General features: G+C 57.9%; 19 protein-coding genes. 13 read left to right on the forward strand and 6 right to left on the reverse strand.

What is annotated here, in order from left to right:
- The first annotated feature begins 98 nt into the window (after nt 1-98).
- Together V7747_RS12625 and cysQ are read left to right on the forward strand one after the other, a co-directional pair.
- Complete coding sequence (locus V7747_RS12625) at nt 99-734, forward strand: hypothetical protein (RefSeq protein ID WP_335616384.1); 636 nt, start codon at nt 99-101, stop codon at nt 732-734.
- A 96-nt stretch (nt 735-830) separates the two neighbouring features.
- On the forward strand, nt 831-1,619 hold the full coding sequence (gene cysQ / locus V7747_RS12630) for a 3'(2'),5'-bisphosphate nucleotidase CysQ (RefSeq protein ID WP_335616385.1): 789 nt from the start codon (nt 831-833) through the stop codon (nt 1,617-1,619).
- Between the two features lie 263 nt (nt 1,620-1,882).
- Here cysQ and grxD read toward each other — a convergent pair whose 3' ends face one another.
- Together grxD and V7747_RS12640 are read right to left on the reverse strand one after the other, a co-directional pair.
- A complete protein-coding gene (gene grxD, locus V7747_RS12635; protein ID WP_092282999.1) occupies nt 1,883-2,203 on the reverse strand; it encodes a Grx4 family monothiol glutaredoxin in 321 nt (106 codons plus the stop codon).
- Nucleotides 2,204-2,274: 71 nt separating this feature from the next.
- Nucleotides 2,275-4,368 (reverse strand): molybdopterin-dependent oxidoreductase, encoded by a 2,094-nt coding sequence (locus V7747_RS12640; RefSeq protein ID WP_335616386.1) that lies wholly within the window; start codon nt 4,366-4,368, stop codon nt 2,275-2,277.
- A 264-nt stretch (nt 4,369-4,632) separates the two neighbouring features.
- On the opposite strand from V7747_RS12640, the gene argF reads away from it, so the two are divergent.
- Nucleotides 4,633-5,538: an ornithine carbamoyltransferase gene (gene argF, locus V7747_RS12645; RefSeq protein WP_335616387.1), complete on the forward strand. Its 906-nt coding sequence runs from the start codon at nt 4,633-4,635 to the stop codon at nt 5,536-5,538.
- Nucleotides 5,539-5,552: 14 nt separating this feature from the next.
- Nucleotides 5,553-6,674, forward strand: a complete 1,122-nt coding sequence (locus V7747_RS12650) for an ABC transporter ATP-binding protein (protein WP_335616388.1) — start codon at nt 5,553-5,555, stop codon at nt 6,672-6,674.
- A gap of 127 nt (nt 6,675-6,801) precedes the next feature.
- Here the strand turns inward: V7747_RS12650 and V7747_RS12655 are convergent, their stop codons facing one another.
- Nucleotides 6,802-8,061, reverse strand: a complete 1,260-nt coding sequence (locus tag V7747_RS12655; protein WP_335616389.1) for a serine hydrolase domain-containing protein — start codon at nt 8,059-8,061, stop codon at nt 6,802-6,804.
- A 187-nt stretch (nt 8,062-8,248) separates the two neighbouring features.
- On the opposite strand from V7747_RS12655, the gene msrB reads away from it, so the two are divergent.
- The 4 genes from msrB to V7747_RS12675 all read left to right on the forward strand — a co-directional run bounded on the left by msrB (nt 8,249) and on the right by V7747_RS12675 (nt 10,466).
- Nucleotides 8,249-8,776, forward strand: coding sequence for a peptide-methionine (R)-S-oxide reductase MsrB (msrB, locus tag V7747_RS12660; RefSeq protein WP_335616390.1), 528 nt, complete (start codon nt 8,249-8,251; stop codon nt 8,774-8,776).
- On the forward strand, nt 8,773-9,378 hold the full coding sequence (gene msrA / locus V7747_RS12665; protein ID WP_335616391.1) for a peptide-methionine (S)-S-oxide reductase MsrA: 606 nt from the start codon (nt 8,773-8,775) through the stop codon (nt 9,376-9,378). The genes msrB and msrA overlap by 4 nt, the downstream gene beginning before the upstream one ends.
- 75 nt (nt 9,379-9,453) lie before the next feature.
- Nucleotides 9,454-9,933, forward strand: a complete 480-nt coding sequence (locus V7747_RS12670) for an FKBP-type peptidyl-prolyl cis-trans isomerase (protein ID WP_335616392.1) — start codon at nt 9,454-9,456, stop codon at nt 9,931-9,933.
- A gap of 278 nt (nt 9,934-10,211) precedes the next feature.
- Nucleotides 10,212-10,466 (forward strand): hypothetical protein, encoded by a 255-nt coding sequence (locus V7747_RS12675; protein ID WP_335616393.1) that lies wholly within the window; start codon nt 10,212-10,214, stop codon nt 10,464-10,466.
- Nucleotides 10,467-10,491: 25 nt separating this feature from the next.
- On the opposite strand, the gene V7747_RS12680 is transcribed toward V7747_RS12675, so the two are convergent.
- Entirely contained in the window at nt 10,492-12,369 is a 1,878-nt protein-coding gene (locus V7747_RS12680; protein WP_335616394.1) for an MFS transporter, read from the reverse strand.
- Nucleotides 12,370-12,528: 159 nt separating this feature from the next.
- A complete protein-coding gene (locus tag V7747_RS12685; protein ID WP_335616395.1) occupies nt 12,529-13,959 on the reverse strand; it encodes an MFS transporter in 1,431 nt (476 codons plus the stop codon).
- Nucleotides 13,960-14,363: 404 nt separating this feature from the next.
- On the opposite strand from V7747_RS12685, the gene V7747_RS12690 reads away from it, so the two are divergent.
- The 5 genes from V7747_RS12690 to bfr all read left to right on the forward strand — a co-directional run bounded on the left by V7747_RS12690 (nt 14,364) and on the right by bfr (nt 17,816).
- Nucleotides 14,364-15,524: a YbfB/YjiJ family MFS transporter gene (locus tag V7747_RS12690; RefSeq protein ID WP_335616396.1), complete on the forward strand. Its 1,161-nt coding sequence runs from the start codon at nt 14,364-14,366 to the stop codon at nt 15,522-15,524.
- 69 nt (nt 15,525-15,593) lie between these two features.
- Nucleotides 15,594-16,025 carry an anti-virulence regulator CigR family protein gene (locus V7747_RS12695; RefSeq protein ID WP_335616397.1) on the forward strand — a complete coding sequence of 144 codons (432 nt, stop codon included), beginning with the start codon at nt 15,594-15,596 and terminating at the stop codon, nt 16,023-16,025.
- A gap of 11 nt (nt 16,026-16,036) precedes the next feature.
- Nucleotides 16,037-16,921 (forward strand): DUF6279 family lipoprotein, encoded by an 885-nt coding sequence (locus V7747_RS12700; RefSeq protein WP_335616398.1) that lies wholly within the window; start codon nt 16,037-16,039, stop codon nt 16,919-16,921.
- 85 nt (nt 16,922-17,006) lie between these two features.
- The gene (locus V7747_RS12705) at nt 17,007-17,216 is read left to right on the forward strand and encodes a bacterioferritin-associated ferredoxin (protein ID WP_335616399.1); all 210 of its coding nucleotides are present in this window, start codon (nt 17,007-17,009) and stop codon (nt 17,214-17,216) included.
- A 129-nt stretch (nt 17,217-17,345) separates the two neighbouring features.
- Entirely contained in the window at nt 17,346-17,816 is a 471-nt protein-coding gene (gene bfr, locus V7747_RS12710; RefSeq protein ID WP_335616400.1) for a bacterioferritin, read from the forward strand.
- Nucleotides 17,817-17,897: 81 nt separating this feature from the next.
- Here bfr and pyrF read toward each other — a convergent pair whose 3' ends face one another.
- Nucleotides 17,898-18,590, reverse strand: coding sequence for an orotidine-5'-phosphate decarboxylase (gene pyrF, locus V7747_RS12715; RefSeq protein WP_335616401.1), 693 nt, complete (start codon nt 18,588-18,590; stop codon nt 17,898-17,900).
- Nucleotides 18,591-18,616 lie beyond the last annotated feature (26 nt).

An 18,616-nucleotide genomic window follows, 5' to 3' on the forward strand; every position in this document is an offset into this window, starting at 1 on the left:
TGCCATCAAAACGGCGAACTGCGCACTGCATCTCACCATTAACCACTTTGTGACTGATAAGTTCTGTAACTCACCTGAAACGACAAGGATGACGTTGCATGAGCCGAACTACCTACAGGATCAACAACCGACACTTTGAAGTATGGCGCGGCTGGTATTTCCATACGCCCAAGCCAGAACCCGAAATACCCTACGATGTTCAACTCATCAGCTTGCGCCTGGCGGACGCCCTGCCCCCTGAAACGCTGGAGAAGATGAATGTCGATGCGCTCATGATAGAGCCTGCCGACCGCGTTCTGTTCAAGCGCCAGCGTACCGAAGAAATACTGGATTCCCAGCACGGCTGCTGTGCGTTGGAGCACCCGCAGCTCGCCCGCGCAGTGCTGGATGTACTGGAAGACCAGCACGCCAAAAAGTACAAACTGATCGCCTGGTGCATACTCCCCAATCAGCTGCACGTGCTGATAGAACCCTGCTTTCCAGTGGGCCGCATCATTCAGGATTGGCGAGTGCTCACTACGCGCTGGGCTCTGCAGAACAATGAAGCACTTGGCTTGGGCCTGAATGGTAAAAGACTCTGGCTGAAGCGCTGCCAGGATAGATACATCCCTGACAATAAACAGCTGGCTGAGGCTATCCAGGTACTGCAACAAAGTCCGGTTAAAGCCGGGCTGTGCGACCATCCTGAAGACTGGCGCTGGTCTAGCGCCTATACCGGCAAGCGCACCAGATAGTTTTGCAGCGAGTTTTATCAACCTGCCTGCGTTGCCCATACTCCAGCGCGGTATAAAATGACCGCATCAGCGGGAAAACGCAGCAGGAGACAGGCGATGCAGGCAAGTGAACAGGCGGCCATTCTGGAATCGATCATCCCGATCGCAAAGGACGCCGGTGATTTGATTCTTGAGGTCTATAAACGTGACTTTGAGGTGCGCGGCAAGGATGACGCCTCACCGGTCACTGAAGCAGACGAGAAAGCCGAGGCGCTGATTTTGGCCGGTTTGCGCAAGCTGCAACGCCAGTTCCCGGTGGTTGCCGAAGAAGCTCATGCAGCGGGCAAGACTCCGGAAATTGATGACTGCTTCTGGCTGGTCGACCCGCTTGATGGGACCAAGGAATTCATCAACCGCAACGGTGAATTCACCGTCAACATTGCCCTGATTGAGCACGGCAAGCCGCTGCTGGGCGTGGTCTTGGCGCCGGCGCTAGGTCAGCTGTATGCCGGCTCGCGTGATAACGGTGCCTTTGTCGAAGACGCCACGGGCCGCCAACTCATTGAGGCCCGGGGCGTTCCGATCAGCGGGCTCGACGTGCTGGTCAGCCGCTCGCATGGCGACCCCAATGCCTTGGAGCGGGTGCTCGCAGGCCGCCAGATTAATTCCATGGTAGGAGCCGGCTCATCCCTCAAAATCTGTCTGATAGCCGCAGGCAAGGCGGACGCCTACCCCAGGCTAGGGCGCACCATGGAGTGGGACACAGCCGCAGGCGACGCGGTGTTGCGCGCTGCAGGCGGTCAGATACAAACCTTGGATGGCCGCGTGCTGGCCTATGGTAAGCCAGGCTATGAGAACCCGGATTTTGTCGCTAGCGGCGCGGACGCTTTTTTTGCACTGACCTAGCCTGAGCTACAAGCCCAGCTTAGAGATGAAGCATCACGCTGACCCGAGTGTTTTCTCATGGGACGGTCGAATTCCGGCTTGACCAACGGCGGATCAGATCAGCCCCAAAGTAGAGCCCTCGGCGGGTATTACCAGCCTTACGCGCCAAGTGACGTTCCGCGACCGGGATGGAACCCGGCCTTCCCGGGAAAGCTCGTGTGCTATTTCCTTCCGCGCACAAAAAAGCCGCACCAGAGTGCGGCTTTGGGTTCAGCTTGAACAGCTCACTCAGCGGGTTGCGCGGCCTTGACCATCCCGGTCAGTTCACCAGACTCGTGCAGCTCAAGGATGATATCGCTACCACCGACCAGCTCGCCGCCGATCCACAGCTGCGGGAAGGTCGGCCAGTTGGCGTAAGCAGGCAAGTTGGCGCGAATATCCGGATTCTGCAGGATATCAACGTAAGCGAATTTCTCGCCGCAGGCCATCAGCGCCTGCACGGCACGGGCAGAAAAGCCGCACTGCGGGGCATTCGGGGCGCCTTTCATGTAGATCAGCACCGGGTTGTTGGCGATCTGTTCTTTAATGGTATCGATGACGTCCATGGTAAATCCTCATAGCTTGGTCAGGCGTTCGAACGCGTTTCTGGGCTGGCATTCTACAGCAAAGCGCCTACTTATGCTGCCACCACCTCAACGCTGACGCCGTTGACCGCGGCATTACCGGTGACCGGGTCAAAAAAGCGCTCATCGGTCAGGTCGTTTGCGCTCACACCTGCGTTGCGTTCAGCTACCTCAATCTGCGTACCGCTGCGGTTGTGGCCCCAGCCATGCGGGAGGCTGACCACGCCCAGTGCAACCTCGTCTGTAGCACTTACCAGTACATTTACTGCGCCAACCCGTGAGCGCACCGTGACCAGTTGACCATCCTGCAGGCCTCGTTCGGCCAGGTCCTGCGGGTGCATCAACAGCTGATCTCGCGGCTTACCTTTGACCAACCGCTGGTAGTTATGCATCCAGGAGTTGTTGCTGCGCACATGACGACGACCGATGAGACGCAACTCACCCGGCCGAGGCATCAAGCCTTGCAGTTCGGTGGCAACGCGTTGCAGATCCTGCAGCATCAGTGGCTGCGCCAGCTCGATACACTTGCTCTCCGTCTGAATTCTGCGCAGCAGGTTAGGCTGCAGCGGGCCCAAATCAATACCGTGCGGGTGCTTTTGCAACTCCGCGAGGCTCAAGCGCTCAGCGTGCGGGCCGCTGCGCATCGCAAGATCAACCATCTCAGCCGGTGACGTTGTCTCGCGCGCGGGCTGCCCGTTGACACGGGCAAACGCCTGACCAAGGCCGACGAATATCTCCCAGTCATGCAACGCGCCCTCGGGCTTGGAGAGCACTGGCTCGTTGTAACGCGTGACGTTGCGCACGGCAAAATTATTGAAGGTGATGTCGTAATGATCGTGCTCGAGCGATGAAGTCGGCGGCAGAATGACATCCGCATGGCGGGTAGTCTCGTTGATGTAGAGGTCGACACTGACCATGAACTCGAGACTGGCCATTGCCTCATCCAGCTGACGGCCGTTGGGGGTAGAGAGCACCGGATTACCTGCCGAGGTGAAGAGCGCGCGAATCTGCCCTTCACCCGGCGTGAGTATTTCTTCGGCCAGCACCGCCGACGGCAGCTCGCCGTTAAACTCCGGCAGGCCGGACACTCGGCTCCGCCAGACGTCGAAATGACCACCTCGCCGCTTCCCGACCACGTCGAACGCAGGCTCGGGGAACAGCGACCCGCCGGGCACATCCAAGTTACCGGTTACCAGATTGATCACCTGTATCAGCCACTGACAGAGGGTACCGTAGCGCTGCACAGAGACGCCCATGCGGCCATAACACACAGCATGCTCGGCGGCGGCAAAATCCCGTGCCAATTGCTTTATCTGCTCGGCGGCAATGCCACAGTGCGCAGCCATTTTGTCAGCACTGAAGGGGCCGACGGCTGCGACCACCTCATCCAGCCCTTGGGTTGCATCCAGCGCTGGGCTCGCTTTGGTCAACCCCTCGGCGAACAGTGTATTGAGCAAGCCGAGCAACAAGGCTACATCGGTGCCGGGCTGAATAAACAGGTGCTCGCTGGCCACCTCGGCCGTTTCACTGCGCCGCGGGTCAACCACTACCAACTTGCCGCCGCGCCCTTTCAGCTCCTTGATACGCTTGCCGACGTCGGGCACGGTCATGATGCTGCCATTGGAGGCCATGGGATTGGCACCCAGCATCAGGAAGAAATCCGTATGGTCGATATCCGGAATCGGGATCATCAGCATATGGCCGTACAGCCAGAGCGAGACCAGATGGTGCGGCAACTGGTCGACAGACGTTGCCGAGTACCGTTGCCGGGTACGCAATTGGCCTAAGAAGTAGTTGCCATGCGTCATTGAGCCGTAATTGTGTACGTTGGGGTTGCCCATATACACGCCTACCGCGTTATTGCCATGCTCACGCTGAATCTCGGTGAAGCGATTGGCGACCAGCTCAAAGGCCTCTTCCCAGCCAATGGCCTGCCATTGGTCACCCACCCGCCTGACCGGCTGGCGAAGGCGCTGCGGATCATTCTGAATATCCTGCAACGCAATTGCCTTGGGGCAGATATGCCCGCGACTGAAGCTGTCCTGCGTATCGCCCTTGATCGACAGGATGCGCTCACCCTCGGTCTCGATGGCCAGGCCGCAAATGGCCTCGCACAGATGGCAAGCGCGAAAATGGGTTACCGACATTGATTTCACCAGGCTGGTTTTATTATGTTGGAATTCACTCTAAGCCCCGGTTGACGGGGCCGCAAGCGGCAAAATGCAGGGTTATTCAGTGGTTGAATCCAGCACCGCCCGGCAGCTGCTGGCCCCGGCATTTGCCTTTGCCCGGAATTTCCCTATAAGATCGCTGCTTCTCTTTTTTGCTGTGGCTGTTACCGGGCCGTCAGGTCGCGGTAGGGCACACTGTTTCCGGTCGGTAGACGACCGCGTTAACCAGGTAGTATGGATATGACTGCACGGCACTTCTTGTCACTGATGGATTGCACCGAGGCTGAACTGATCGGCCTGATCAAGCGCGGCATTGAGCTGAAATCACTGCACCGCCAAGGCGTGGTCTATGAGCCGCTGAAAAATCGCGTGCTCGGCATGATTTTCGAAAAAGCCTCCACCCGCACGCGGGTGTCCTTCGAGGCCGGCATGACCCACCTTGGCGGTCAGGCTATTTTCCTGTCACCGCGCGACACGCAACTGGGCCGCGGTGAGCCGATCGAAGACAGCGCCCGCGTCCTGTCCAGCATGTGTGACGCCATCATGATCCGTACCTTCGCCCACGACATGCTGGAAACCTTTGCGCAGTATTCACGGGTACCGGTAATCAACGGTCTGACCGATGACCTGCACCCCTGCCAGCTGCTGGCAGACATGCAGACGTATCTGGAGCACCGTGGCGCGATCAAGGGCAAGACAGTCGCCTGGATCGGCGACGGCAACAATATGTGCAATACCTTTATTCAGGCCGCCATCCAGTTCGACTTTCAGTTGCGTATCGCCTGCCCTGAGGGCTACGAGCCAGGTGCGCAGTTTCTGGCGCAAGCCGGTGAGCGCGTCCAGGTTATGCGCGATCCGCTGGAAGCAGTCAAAGGCGCACATCTGATCAATACCGATGTGTGGGCCTCTATGGGTCAGGAGGACGAGACAGAAGCGCGCCTGAAGCGCTTTGCGCCCTACCAGGTAACGCCTGCCATGCTTGACGCTGCCGACGAATCGGTACTGTTCATGCACTGCCTACCGGCACACCGTGGCGAAGAAGTCAGCGCAGAGCTGATGGAAGATCCTCGCAGCGTGGTCTGGGATCAGGCCGAGAACCGACTGCACGCACAGAAGGCACTGGTCGAGTTCCTGCTCGTAGACTGACGCGGAGACGCTGTATGCCCAGTCAGGCCAAAGCCCTGCTAGAGCTGAACCAGATCGCCTGTGGTTACGGCGAGCATACCGTGGTCGCCGACCTGAATCTGCACCTGCGTCCCGGTGATATCGGGTGCCTGCTGGGGCCTTCCGGTTGTGGCAAAACCACGACACTGCGCGCCATAGCCGGTTTTGAACCAGTCAGCGCCGGTACTATTGTGCTCGACGGCGAGCTGCTCTCCAGTGCCAGCACGCGCCTGCCTCCTGAGCAGCGACGCATCGGCATGGTGTTTCAGGATTACGCGCTCTTCCCGCATTTGACCGTGGCCGACAACATCGCCTTTGGCATTCACAAACACCCCGAGCGCAAGCGCCTGGTCAGTGAGCTGCTTGACCTGGTCAAACTCAGCCAGTTAGGCAAACGCTACCCGCACGAACTTTCTGGCGGGCAGCAGCAGCGAGTGGCCCTGGCCCGCGCCATGGCACCCGACCCAAAACTCCTATTGCTGGATGAGCCGTTTTCGAATCTGGACGGCGAGCTGCGCCGCCGCCTCTCCGGCGAGGTACGCGAAATACTCAAGAGCCGCGGCATCAGCGCCATGCTGGTCACCCACGACCAGAGCGAAGCCTTTGCAGTCTGCGATCACGTCGCCGTGCTGAAAGATGGCCAGCTGCAGCAATGGGATACGCCCTACAACCTCTATCACGAACCGGCAACGCCCTTCGTCGCCAGCTTTATCGGCCAGGGTTATTTCATTCGCGGTCAGATGGTGACCCCGGATACGGTCCAGACCGAACTTGGGCTGATTCGCGGCAACCGCGCTTATCGTTTGCCCGTCGGCAGCGCCGTTGATGTATTACTGCGGCCGGACGATGTTGTGGCTGCGCCAGAAGGGGCTCTGCGGGCCCAGGTACTGGATCGCACCTTTCTTGGGGCCAACATTCTTTACCGGCTGCAGCTGCCCACTGGCAGCGTGCTGGAAGCCATTTTCCCCAGCCATGCAGATCACGCCATTGGTGAGCATTTAGGTATACAGGTAGCGGCAGAGCATCTGGTGCTCTTTGCGGCGCAGGGAAGCGTGAACCTGCATGCACAACTGCCACTTGATCAGGTGTTGGGCGCGCCCGGCGAGGCAACCCGATAAAAGCGCTGCCAGCCTTGGGGTGAGTCACCTGCTCAAGCTCGAAGGCCAGGCGCTCTGAGAGACTCAGATAACGGTGCATCCCGTCCCGGCGCAGCCGGGTGTTACCCCGGCTGCGCCTGGATACCCTCTAATTTCCGCCTGCCGGTCCGTACAAGGCATGACTGGCCGTATTGTGGATGACCCGCGACAGACGGTAGTCAGTGTTCTGCATCATACCCAGCACTATGCTGTCGTTGGTCGGGTCAATCCAGGCCCAAGCGCCCTGTATCCCCCACCACCAGAAGGTACCCTCTGGCAAGTAACCGGCGGCTTCCGAGTCGTTTACCACGGCCACGTTCAGACCGAACTGGTTGCCGGGAAAGAACGGACCAATGTTGTCGACCCCCTCCGGCAATTGGTTCTGACGCATCAGACGTACCGTTTCCACCTTGAGCAGACGCTTACCATCAAGCTCGCCCTCATTCAGCAGCATACGGGCAAAACGCAGGTAATCGTCAGTACTGGAGATCAAACCGCCGCCACCGTTGAGAAAGCTGGGCTTGCTCAGGAAAAAGTCGTTTGGCAACGGCTTGAGCGAGCCGTCTTCCTGCGGCATGTAAGAAACCGCCAGGCGATCAGCCTTTTCTGGCGGTGTGTAGAAATCGGTATCTACCATGTTCAGAGGCTCGAACATGTGCTGCTGCAAGTAGGCATCAAACGGCATACCGGAGAGCACTTCAATCAAACGCGCCTGAATATCTACCGATATGCTGTAGTGCCAGACTGTACCTGGCTGCTGGCGCAGCGGAATGCTGGCTAACTTGTCCATCATGACCGCCAGCGTGGTCTTGGGGTCCTGGATGTCGGCCTTTACATACAGCTCATCCACCTGCGACTGCGAGAAACGTCCATAGGTAAACCCGGCCGTGTGGGTCATCAGCTCGCGGATGGTGATGGGGTGACTTGCCGGCTCAGTTACCGGAAAGCCGTCGGGGCCCTCAGCAATAGCCACCTGCAGGTTCATCAGCTGCGGCAAATACTTGCCTACCGGGTCATCCAGCTGAAATTTGCCCTGATCATATAACTGCAGCAGGCCTGTGCCGGTGACCAGCTTGGTCAATGAGAAGATCTTGTAGAGCGAATCCTCGCGCAACGGCTTTTCAGCCTCGCGGTCCTGAAAACCGTACTGCGCACGCTGCACTACTTTGCCGTCCTGATAGACCAGCGTCTCGATACCGCCAATCTTGCCCTGCTCCACTTGCGCCTGCATAGCGCTGGCAAACGCGTCCAGCCGCTGTTGCGACAGCGACTCGGCATTCGCCGCCTGCCCAAACATCAGCCCCGCAAGTAGCAGCCCACCCTGCAACAATCCCCTAGTACGAAGAGCACCCTTTCTGATATCCAGCATTATTGTTATTTCCTGTAATGTGTTGGCCTGCCGACTCTAGCCTGAGCGGAACATTTAGCCAAGGTGGCTCAACGTAAAACAGGCTTACCTTATGTTTCCGACTAACCGAGACAAGCCTCTGTAACAAACGCCACCGCCGGGCGTCAGATGGTTATCGACAATCACGTAACCGGACAAAGGTGCTTCAATGAAACGCAGAACTCTGTTGCGCGGCCTTCTCGCCGCCCCAGCCATTCCGCTATTGGCGCGGACCGCTCCGGCGATGGCGGATGACAAAGTGGGGCCGCTGACGATAACACCGCTTGATCGACCGGAGAGCTACTGGCGCGACAAGGTCTCCGCTGACGCCTACAACGTACTCTTTGAAGAAGACACCGAGCGCCCCGGCAGCAGCCCGCTGGATAAACTGTACGATGAGGGTACCTACGTGTGTGCCGCCTGCTATCTGCCGCTGTTCAACGCCAGCGCCAAGTTCGACAGCGGCACTGGCTGGCCAAGTTTTACCCAACCGATTGATGGTCATATGGCAACCCGCGCCGATTACGCACTGATCTGGCCACGTACCGAGTACCACTGCGGTCGCTGCGGCGGCCATCAGGGGCATGTATTTGACGACGGCCCGGCGCCGCGCGGCGAACGCTGGTGCAACAACGGCGTGGCATTGCGCTTTATTCCACAGGGCGACGAGCTGCCCGCATTGCGAGGTGATGTATGAAAAACATTATTTTGGCCAGCGCCTTGCTGCTTTGCGCCGGCCTGACCCAGGCAGCAGAACCGCTCACAAAAGGCCCTGAAGGCAGCGCCATGGCCGTCTTCTCCGGTGGTTGTTTCTGGTGTACCGAGGCAGACTTCGACAAGGTGCCGGGCGTATTGGAAACGATCTCGGGCTACACCGGCGGCGCAGCCGAAACCGCCGATTACGAGCAGGTTTCCTCTGGGCGCACCGCGCATATCGAGTCGGTTGCGGTGTTTTATGATCCGCAGAAAACCAGTTACGCCAAGCTGGTCGAGGCATTCTGGCCGACCATCGACCCGCTGACGGCCAATGCGCAGTTCTGTGATCACGGGCCGCAGTACCGCAGCGCTATCTATTACGCTGACGAGCAACAGAAGCAGGTGCTCGAAGCCTCCGTCAAGAAGCTGCAGGAGTCCGGACGCTTTGACGACGCCATAGTCACCGCAATACTGCCGCTCAAGCCTTTTTACGCCGCAGAGGATTACCACCAGGATTATCACAACAAGAACCCACTACGTTACAACTTCTACCGCACCACCTGCGGCCGCGACGCGCGCCTGGAAGAGTTGTGGGGAAACTGAAGCGGGCGTGGTAATCCTCCAGACAAGGCTGGATAATGGCGCACTTTCACTATTCAGCCCGTATGGATTCACGTTATGCAAATAGCCGATAAAACCGTAGTGCAATTTCACTACGACCTGTCTGACAGCAACGGAGCAATTGAGAGCTCGCGCAAACATGAGCCAGTGCTTTACCTGCATGGTCAGGCTGGCCTGATTGATGGTCTGATCGAAGCACTCGAAGGCCGGACGGCCGGTGACAGCTTCAGCGTTACCATCCCCCCAGAAAAAGCCTATGGCCAACCGCGCGACAACGCCATCCAGAAAGTTCAGGCCAAACGCCTGCAGGGCGCCAAGAAGTGGAAGCCCGGCATGATCGCCGTGCTGCAGACCGAGCAAGGCCCGCGCCAGGTTACCGTGGTCAAGCCCGGCCTGTCGCAGGTTGTAGTAGATGGTAATCACCCGCTGGCCGGTCGCGAGCTGACCTTCACTATCGATATTCTGGATGTACGTGAAGCGACCGAAGACGAGCTGGCGCACGGCCATGCCCACGGCGCGGGCGGCCATCAGCACTGATTTTTTGGGGCTCGGCAGGGTGCAAACCTGCCCTGCTGGTAATAGGTAACCCTTGGCACAGGGGCTTGTTGGCAGGGTCGAGTTACATATCGACCCCGTCACGCGGGCATTGCTTCACCGCCCGCCTCGCTGCTTTTGTTTTCACCGGGAGACAGCCAAACAGCCCCTGCCAAGCCAAGCCACTAATGCCTGCCCGCCCTGAGGTCAAGAGAAAGTTCAGCAAATAAGTGCAAAAACCTGTAAGCTGGTCGACTACCCGCTAACCACACAGGCCCCACATGACCGCCAAAACTACCGAGCCAAAAGCACCTGCGGCAGCAAAAACCACTGCACCAAAAACCACAGCCGGCAAGCGCAAAGCCGACGCAGCTGTTGCTACCAGCCAGTCAATCGACAACCAGATCGAAGCCTTTCTATCCTCTGGTGGCGAAATTCAGAAAATCCCCAACGGCAAAAGCGGTCAGACCTACAGCTCGCCCCGCGCCGGCAAGCCCGCTGCCAAGCCCGCTGTAGCGCCCAAAGCCGCCGAGTAATACCCGCCGACCACGTGCACGGACTCTAACGCCGATCACCGCGTAGAGTCTGCACCTGGCTTTGCAGCACTGCCGGCTCTGCCTGATCCGGCTGCAGCGCCTTCCCCGCCACCAAGCCAACCCGTGACCAGAAGCGTCGGAAGAAGCCCTTGTTCGGGTCACGACTGAAAAAGCTGCCCCACAGTCCCTGCAGAGCCATGGGAACCACCGGCACCGGATTGTTCGCCAGTATGCGGCTGATGCCGTTGCGGAATTCGCTCATTTCACCATCAGCAGTCAGTTTGCCCTCAGGAAAGATACACACTACCTCCCCCGCCCGCAGATAAGCGTCTATACGCTTGAACGCGGCCTCATAAATGGCCTCGTCCTCCTGTCGTCCGGCGATGGGCACGGTACCTGCAGTGCGGAAGATGAAGTTGAGCACCGGCAACCGGTAGATCTTGTAGTACATGACAAAGCGCACCGGGCGACGCACGGCGCCACCAATCAGCAATGCATCGACGAAAGACACGTGATTACACACCAACACGCATGGCCCCTCATCCGGGATCGCCTCCAGATTATGGTGCGCTACGCGGTACATGGAATGGCCCAGCAGCCAGACCAGAAAACGCATTGTGAATTCCGGCACCACGCTGAAGATATAGAGGTTTACCAGCACGTTGAGCAGCGAAATGGTGAGAAACACCTGCGGGATGCTGAACTCTGCAACGCCCAGCAGCACGATAGACAGCAGCGCAGAGCACACCATCAGCAGCGCATTGAGAATATTATTGGCGGCAATCACGCGCGCGCGCTCGTCCTCGTGAGTGCGCGATTGAATCAATGCGTACAGCGGTACTATGTAGAAGCCGCCAAAAACCCCCAGCCCGAGAATGCTGCCCATCGCCAACCAGGCTGCCGGCTGGGCTAGCAATGCTGTCCAGGTGTAAGCCATATCACCCGGCGCTACCGCGCCAGACACCCACCACAGCAACAGCCCGAACACCGTCAACCCCATGGAGCCAAACGGCACCAGGCCGATTTCCACCTTATGCCCGGATAGCCGTTCACACAGCATTGAGCCCAGTGCAATACCCACCGAGAACACAGTGAGAATCAGTGTGACCACGCTCTCATCGCCAAACAGGTATTCCTTTGCGTAGGCCGGAATCTGTGTGAGGTAGGTAGCCCCAAGAAACCAGAACCACGAATTACCCAGAATCGAACGCGAAACAGAGGGCACCTGCTTTGCCAGCCCAAGGCGCAGAATCGACCATGACTGGCGGAAGATGTTCCAATCCAGAGGCAGGTCTGGCAGTGCCGCCGCCGCGGCAGGAATGCGCCGACTGGCCAGATAGCCCAGCACTGCCAGCACCACCACAGAACCACCGACCCAATGCGCCCAAGCCAAGCCCGACATCAGCAACCCCGCATAGAGCGTGCCACCGAGAATCGCCAGAAAGGTGCCCATCTCGACCAGCGCATTGCCGCCGATCAACTCGTCTTCGCGCAGGTGCTGCGGCAGGATCGAGTACTTCACTGGGCCGAATAGTGCGGACTGCGTGCCCATGGCAAAGAGCACCACCAACATCAGGCTCAAACTCCCCTGCCAAAGGCTGAACGCCCCAACCAGCATGATCACCACTTCACCCAGCTTGATGCGGCGAATGAGCGCGTCCTTGCGATATTTCTCGCCAAACTGCCCCCCCAGGGCGGAAAACAGGAAGAACGGCAGAACAAACAGCATCGCACTCAAGTTGATCAGCAGATCACTGTCGGCAGAAAAACTGAGTTTGAACAGGATTGCCAGAATCAACGCCTGCTTGAACAGGTTATCGTTGAAAGCGCCTAATAGCTGGCTTAGAAAGAAGGGTAAAAAGCGCTTGCTGCGCAACAGCCGAAATTGCGAGTGCTCAGACATGGGCCTGAAGTTCCTTGTGCCATGGCGTTCAATCATTGAAGTACGCCAGCATACCCAAGTAATGCGTATCGGCGGAAGCAGACAGCAGAGCGCAAAGAAAAAACCTGACCATGGGATGTACAGACGGCCAGGCCAGCTGGCCGCCTGTCACCAGTCAAGCTAGCTCGCAGTAGTGCTCAGGCGTGCATTGCGGCGGACGACCCACTGGTTGATGCGTTCCTGACGCGCCGCCGTCAACGGGTACTTCCAGGCGATGGCGAAGGCGCTCATGTACAACAGCACCGGCCCCAGAATGTAGAGTATGCGCAGCGAGAGCAACTGGTTGGCGCTGTGCTCAACGGCCTTGGCATCAAACCCGACCAGCGCCAACAACCCGAGCGACAGACCAAGTCCGAGGGCCATGGCCATTTTCTGAGCCATGCCGCCGATGGCAAAAAACAGCCCGGTCCGATGCTCCTTGCTCCGTGCAGTATCCAGATCAACAATATCCGCCAGCATGGATAGCGGCAAAAACTGGAACGCGGCAAAACAGAAACCTTTTACGCAAAACAGCAGCGCGAAGGGCAGCAGTTGTCCAGCACCAAGGAAGAACATACCCAGGATGCTGGCACTGGAGATCCCCAACGCCATGCAAAACGCCTTGTGCTTGCCGATGCGCTTGCCCACCAGCAACCAGAACGGAATACCCAGAATGCCGACGCCAAAATACAGCAGGTACATAAGACCGATCTGCGCCTGAATCTGGATAACGTGCTGCATGAAAAAGACCGAGAGCGCGTTACGGAAGGATTCTCCGGTGACCACTACCAACAGCATTAGAATCATGCGCTTGAAGGGACCGTTGTTCTTCAACACCCGCAGTCCCTTCTTCCATTCTGTACGTTGAACTGACTGCGAAGGCGCTTCCTTGACCCGCGTGACAACCAGCAAGACCGTCAGCGGCAACAGAATGATCATCAGCCAGGCCATTACCGCCAGGATGGGTCCGTAACCAATACCCAACTGGCCGTCCTTGCCGAACAGCCAGACGGCAGACTCCATCAAAAAGCCATCGGTTTGCCCGGCCTGATAACGCGCGCCCAACGCCTGCACAATGGCCGGTGCCAAAGCAGCGAGAAACAGACCTATCAGCACATACCCCTCGCGAGAAGCAACCACGCGGCTACGCTGATGATAAAGACTGGAAAGCTCGGCGCCCCAGGCACCATAAGGCAGCGTCACCATGGTCCAGCCAAGGTACATCAGCACCGTCCAGAACAGCAGATGGCCAATTCCCACGCCGTCGGGAGGCATGAATATCATGATGGTGCCGATCAGCATCAACGGCACACCCATTACCAGCCAGGGCTTGCGGCGCCCCAGACGCGTCTGCCAACGATCACTGAGAGTGCCGATCAGCGGGTCGGTGATCACATCGGTGATCCGTGCAAATACCAGAACCAGCGCCATAAGCGCCATGTTCAGACCGACTTCCTGCGCATAGAACGGTGGCAGATACACCACCAACGGGTAGCCAATAATGGCCAGCGGCATACCGATGGAGCCGTGAATAAGAATAGTGGAGCGCTTCAAGATGCCGGATTCGGACATACCTATCTCCTGGTGAGAACCGTGCGAGCCACCGCTGGCAGCCGCTTTCTTGTATTTGTCGTCTCATAGCAGGCAGGAACTGCGATGCCCTGCGCTGTGTACGCGTGTCTACTCTATACCAAGGTGCCGTGCTAGAGCAGTTGCTTGCGTTTGCTCAAAACTGGCAAAAATTTACGACGCTCTTAATAAAACCAGCCGTTTAAGCGACATTGCCCGCACAAAAGCCCCACATTCACAACTTTTTCGCCTATATCACCCCGAGAGTTGCGCAACATTCATATACATTATTGGCTCATCGCCCCCTCTGAGGTGTACTGTCAGCCCCGGTCGCCAGGTCGAGCATGAGAGAGTCGCCTGGGCGCGCCTATAACGTCTTTCCGCGTGCGCAGAATGAGAGCCCAGCGATGCCCAGAATACAGCCAACCCCAACAACCGCCGTGGCCGCCGCGGCCTGCTTGCTGCTGGTGGTACACGGCCTAGGGCGTTTCATCTATACACCGCTGCTTCCCCTGCTGGTTGCTGACGGTCAGCTCAGCGTCACTCAGGCAGCTGACTTGGCCAGCTGGAACTACGTGGGTTATCTGCTAGGCGCGCTAGCGGCCATCCGCTGGCACACCTCGGGCCAGTTGCGCATCGCTATACCCGCCGCGCTAGTCATGCATTGCGTCACTCTGCTGGCCCTCACGCAAAGTAATCAGTTCGTTAGTTTGCTCAGCTTGCGTCTGGCCAACGGCATCAGCAATGGCATGATCTTTGTCATGGTGCCGGCACTGCTGATGGAATGGCTTGCCACGCGGCAACGTATCGCCCTCAGTGGCCTAGCCTATTTGGGCGTTGGTGGCGGGCTGGTCATTTCGGGCTTGCTCGCCAACCCGCCGGTATTGGATCTGCATGCCGCGCAGCGCTGGTGGCCAGCTGCGCTCCTAAGCTTACCGCTGGCGGCATGGGGTGCATGGACAATGGCTGCCATGACGCTGCCATCGCAACCTCAGCATACTGCGGGGGTAAGGCGACGATTGTTTGATCAGCGCAGTAACCCGCTATTTCTCGCCTATGCCGGTGCCGGGTTGGGCTACATTCTGCCCATGACTTTCCTGCCGATGATTGCCAGCCTGAAACTGGGCGAGCAGCACCCCATGGTGAGCGAAAGCTGGCTTATCCTGGCCTGCGCGACGCTACCCTCCGCCTGGGTCTGGAATCATTTGGGACAAAAGTTGGGGGACCGCAACGCGTTGATTTTCAATTACGCGATGCAGGCTGTCAGCGTACTAGCCGCCTTGCTGTTGCCTGCCCCGGTGGGCATGCCGTTATGTGCATTACTGATGGGCAGCAGCTTTCTGGGCGCAGTGCTACTAACCCAGCGCCTTGGGCGTTCTCTACAGCCCGAGCAAGGGCCACGCTTATCTGCCGCACTCATAGCGCTCTACGGCTTCACTCAGCTCATCGCGCCGTGGCTGGCCCGATTATGGCTGGATCAGGGCGGTCAACTACCCGATACCCTGTGGCTCGGCGCTGGTGCATTGATCTGGAGCCTACTCTGGATGCTCAAGGTAAGGTCAGTTTGAACCTAGTACTGCGCGGCGACTCCAATCTGCTATAACAGAACAACGCCTATCCAAGACGGAGTCATCACCATGCATAAGTGCATCCCCTACGTACTGGCGACCAGCCTGCTAACAGCGATACTGGCAACACCGCTGCAGGCCAAGCCCGAGAACCATCCCGGTCAAGGCAACCACAAGGGCGGCGGCCATCATCAGGATGACCATTACGACGACCGAGGACGGGCTGATCACATCGACATCAACGAACAACTGGTGCGTAGCATCTTCCGTGACAATCGCGAGTATGTTGGCAGTCGAGACAGCCTGCCACCCGGGATTCGCAAGAACCTCGCCCGCGGCAAGCCTTTACCGCCGGGCATCGCCAAGCAGATCGACCCTCGCCTCAGCCGCAACCTGCCCCACTACGAGGGTTATGACTGGCGCCAGGCTGGCGAAGACGCCATCCTCGTCAGCGTTACGACCGGCATCATCGAAGCCATCATTAACGACGCCTTTGATTGACGGGCAACGCCTTGACTCGGCGTAACCTTCCACCTTTTGCAACCCAGCGAGCAGCCCGTCTGTTCGCTGTGGTGATGCTTGCCTTGCTGGTCAGCGCCTGCAGTGCAACCCAGCTGACCTACCGCAACCTCGACTGGCTGATCAGCCGTAAGGTGAATCAGCTCGTAGACCTCAACGGTGACCAGCAGGCCTGGTTCGACAACCAGCTGCAAAACCTGCTCAGCTGGCACTGCGCGCAAGAGCTTCCCCGTTATCGTTCTGCCCTCAGCGAACTCGGCCAGCATCTCCTCAGCCAAGACCTGCAGACGACTACACTTGAAGCCAATGCGCTGCGCATCGAAGCCTTGGCTGACACACTACTGGCTCACAGCGCACCGCTGACCAGCGGCCTGCTGCAGCGCCTGCAAGACGAGCAGGTCGATGAACTAAGGGCCAACCTGGCCCACCAATTGGCAGAGCAACGCGAAGAGTTGCTCGACCCGCCGCTGGAGGAACAACGCGCGCAAAGCGCAAAGCGCGTGGAAAAAATGCTGCGGCACTGGCTAGGCCGCCTGCAGCCCGATCAGAAGGTGCTTATTAAAGAGTGGGCAAGCAAGCGTGATGGCAACAACCAAATCTGGCTGGATAACCGCGAACATTGGCACCAATTGCTGTTCAAAGAACTTCCCACCCGGCACCAAGGCGACTTCACCCAGCGCATTCACCACCTGATCGTCGATTATCGTGAACTGCAGACACCCCTTTACGCCCAACAAGAACCCCTGTCTAAGCAAGCCTTAATGACACTGTTGGTGCAGGTCATGCAGACCTCGACCGCCAAGCAAAAACAACATCTTGCCCATCGTCTGGATGCCCTGCTGGAAGACCTTCAGGCACTTGAGTGCCATCCCGAATAAAAACACCATCATAAACTTTGACAATAATTCTCATTAACATTAGCATGCATACATCAGCCGCCAGATCCGCTACCGGAGAGTCTGCATGTACGTTTGTCTCTGCAAGGGTATTACCGACACCCAGATCAAGGACGCCATCAACCAAGGCGCTTGCTCCATGCGTGATCTGCGGGCAGAGCTGGACGTAGCATCCCAATGCGGTAAATGTGCACGTGACTGCAAATCCATCCTGCTGGAAAACATGACCAGTAGCCAGGCGGCCGCAATGGCCACGGCGCAGTACGTAGCGGCCTGAGAAAGTGCTGCATATACCAACTGATAATCATTTTTAACTCCTTTCTTTTCAAATACTTATATTTGACAGACGCCCCTCACCAGACCACACTTGGCCACTGGCAAGTTTACGTTTCCGAGGGTTTGCACCATGAAAGGCGACAAAAAAGTCATCCAGCATCTGAATACCATCCTTGGCAATGAACTGGTCGCCATCAACCAGTACTTTCTGCATGCTCGCATGCTGCAGGACTGGGGTCTGGACAAGCTGGGCAAGCACGAATACGAAGAATCCATTGATGAGATGAAGCACGCCGATGTGCTGATCAAGCGCATTCTATTTCTCGAAGGCCTGCCAAACCTGCAGGATCTTGGCCGCTTGATGATCGGCGAGAACACACGTGAAATTCTCGAGTGCGACCTGAAGCTCGAAATGAAAGGTATTCCCGATCTGAAAGCCGCCATCGCCTACTGCGAGGAAGCCGGCGACTACGGCAGCCGCGAGCTGCTCGAAGATATTCTGGAATCCGAAGAAGAGCACGTAGACTGGCTGGAAACCCAGTTGAGCCTGATCGACAAAGTGGGGCTGGAAAATTACCAGCAGTCGCAAATCAGCGAATAGCCCTTGTTAGCGATGCATTAAAGAATGCAATAAAAAACGCCGCATAATGCGGCGTTTTTTATTGCTCGCGGGCGACTGGCCTTACAGGGTATCCAGAATCGCCTCCAGCGCCTGTTCAGGCTTTTCTGCCTTGGTTATCGGCCTGCCAACCACCAGGTAACTGCTACCGTTCTCAAGCGCCTGTGCGGGCGTCACAATGCGTTTCTGATCATCCGCACTGCTCTCGGCCGGACGAATTCCCGGTGTCACCAACAAGAACTCATCACCAAGCGCATGTCGCAGCGCCTTGGCTTCTCTGGCCGAACACACAACACCATCCAGCCCGCAGTCCTGAGTCAGCCGTGCCAAGCGCTGCACCTGCACCATGGGCTCAATATCCACACCCACCTCCTGCAGATCTTCCTGCTCCAGACTGGTGAGAATAGTCACAGCCGTCAGTAGTGGACGCGTGCTACGCCGCTCAAGGATATCGCGGCACGCTTCCATCATCCGCCGCCCACCAGCGGCGTGTACGTTGACCATCCAGACTCCCAGTTCAGCAGCAGCCTGAACCGCACTCGCGGTCGTGTTGGGAATGTCGTGGAACTTGAGGTCAAGGAACACTTCAAAGCCCTTGTGTTGCAGTGCTTCCACTACCGCCGGACCACTGCTGGTGAACAGCTCCTTGCCGACCTTCACGCGACAACGCGTCGAATCCAGCTGCTCGGCCATACTCATCGCCGATCGGGCGTCAGGAAAATCCAGCGCGACAATGATTGGGCTAGTGCTCAACATACTTTGCTTCCTGTTTTGAACATTCA

This window comes from Halopseudomonas sp. (genome assembly GCF_036960865.1).
Taxonomy (GTDB): domain Bacteria; phylum Pseudomonadota; class Gammaproteobacteria; order Pseudomonadales; family Pseudomonadaceae; genus Halopseudomonas.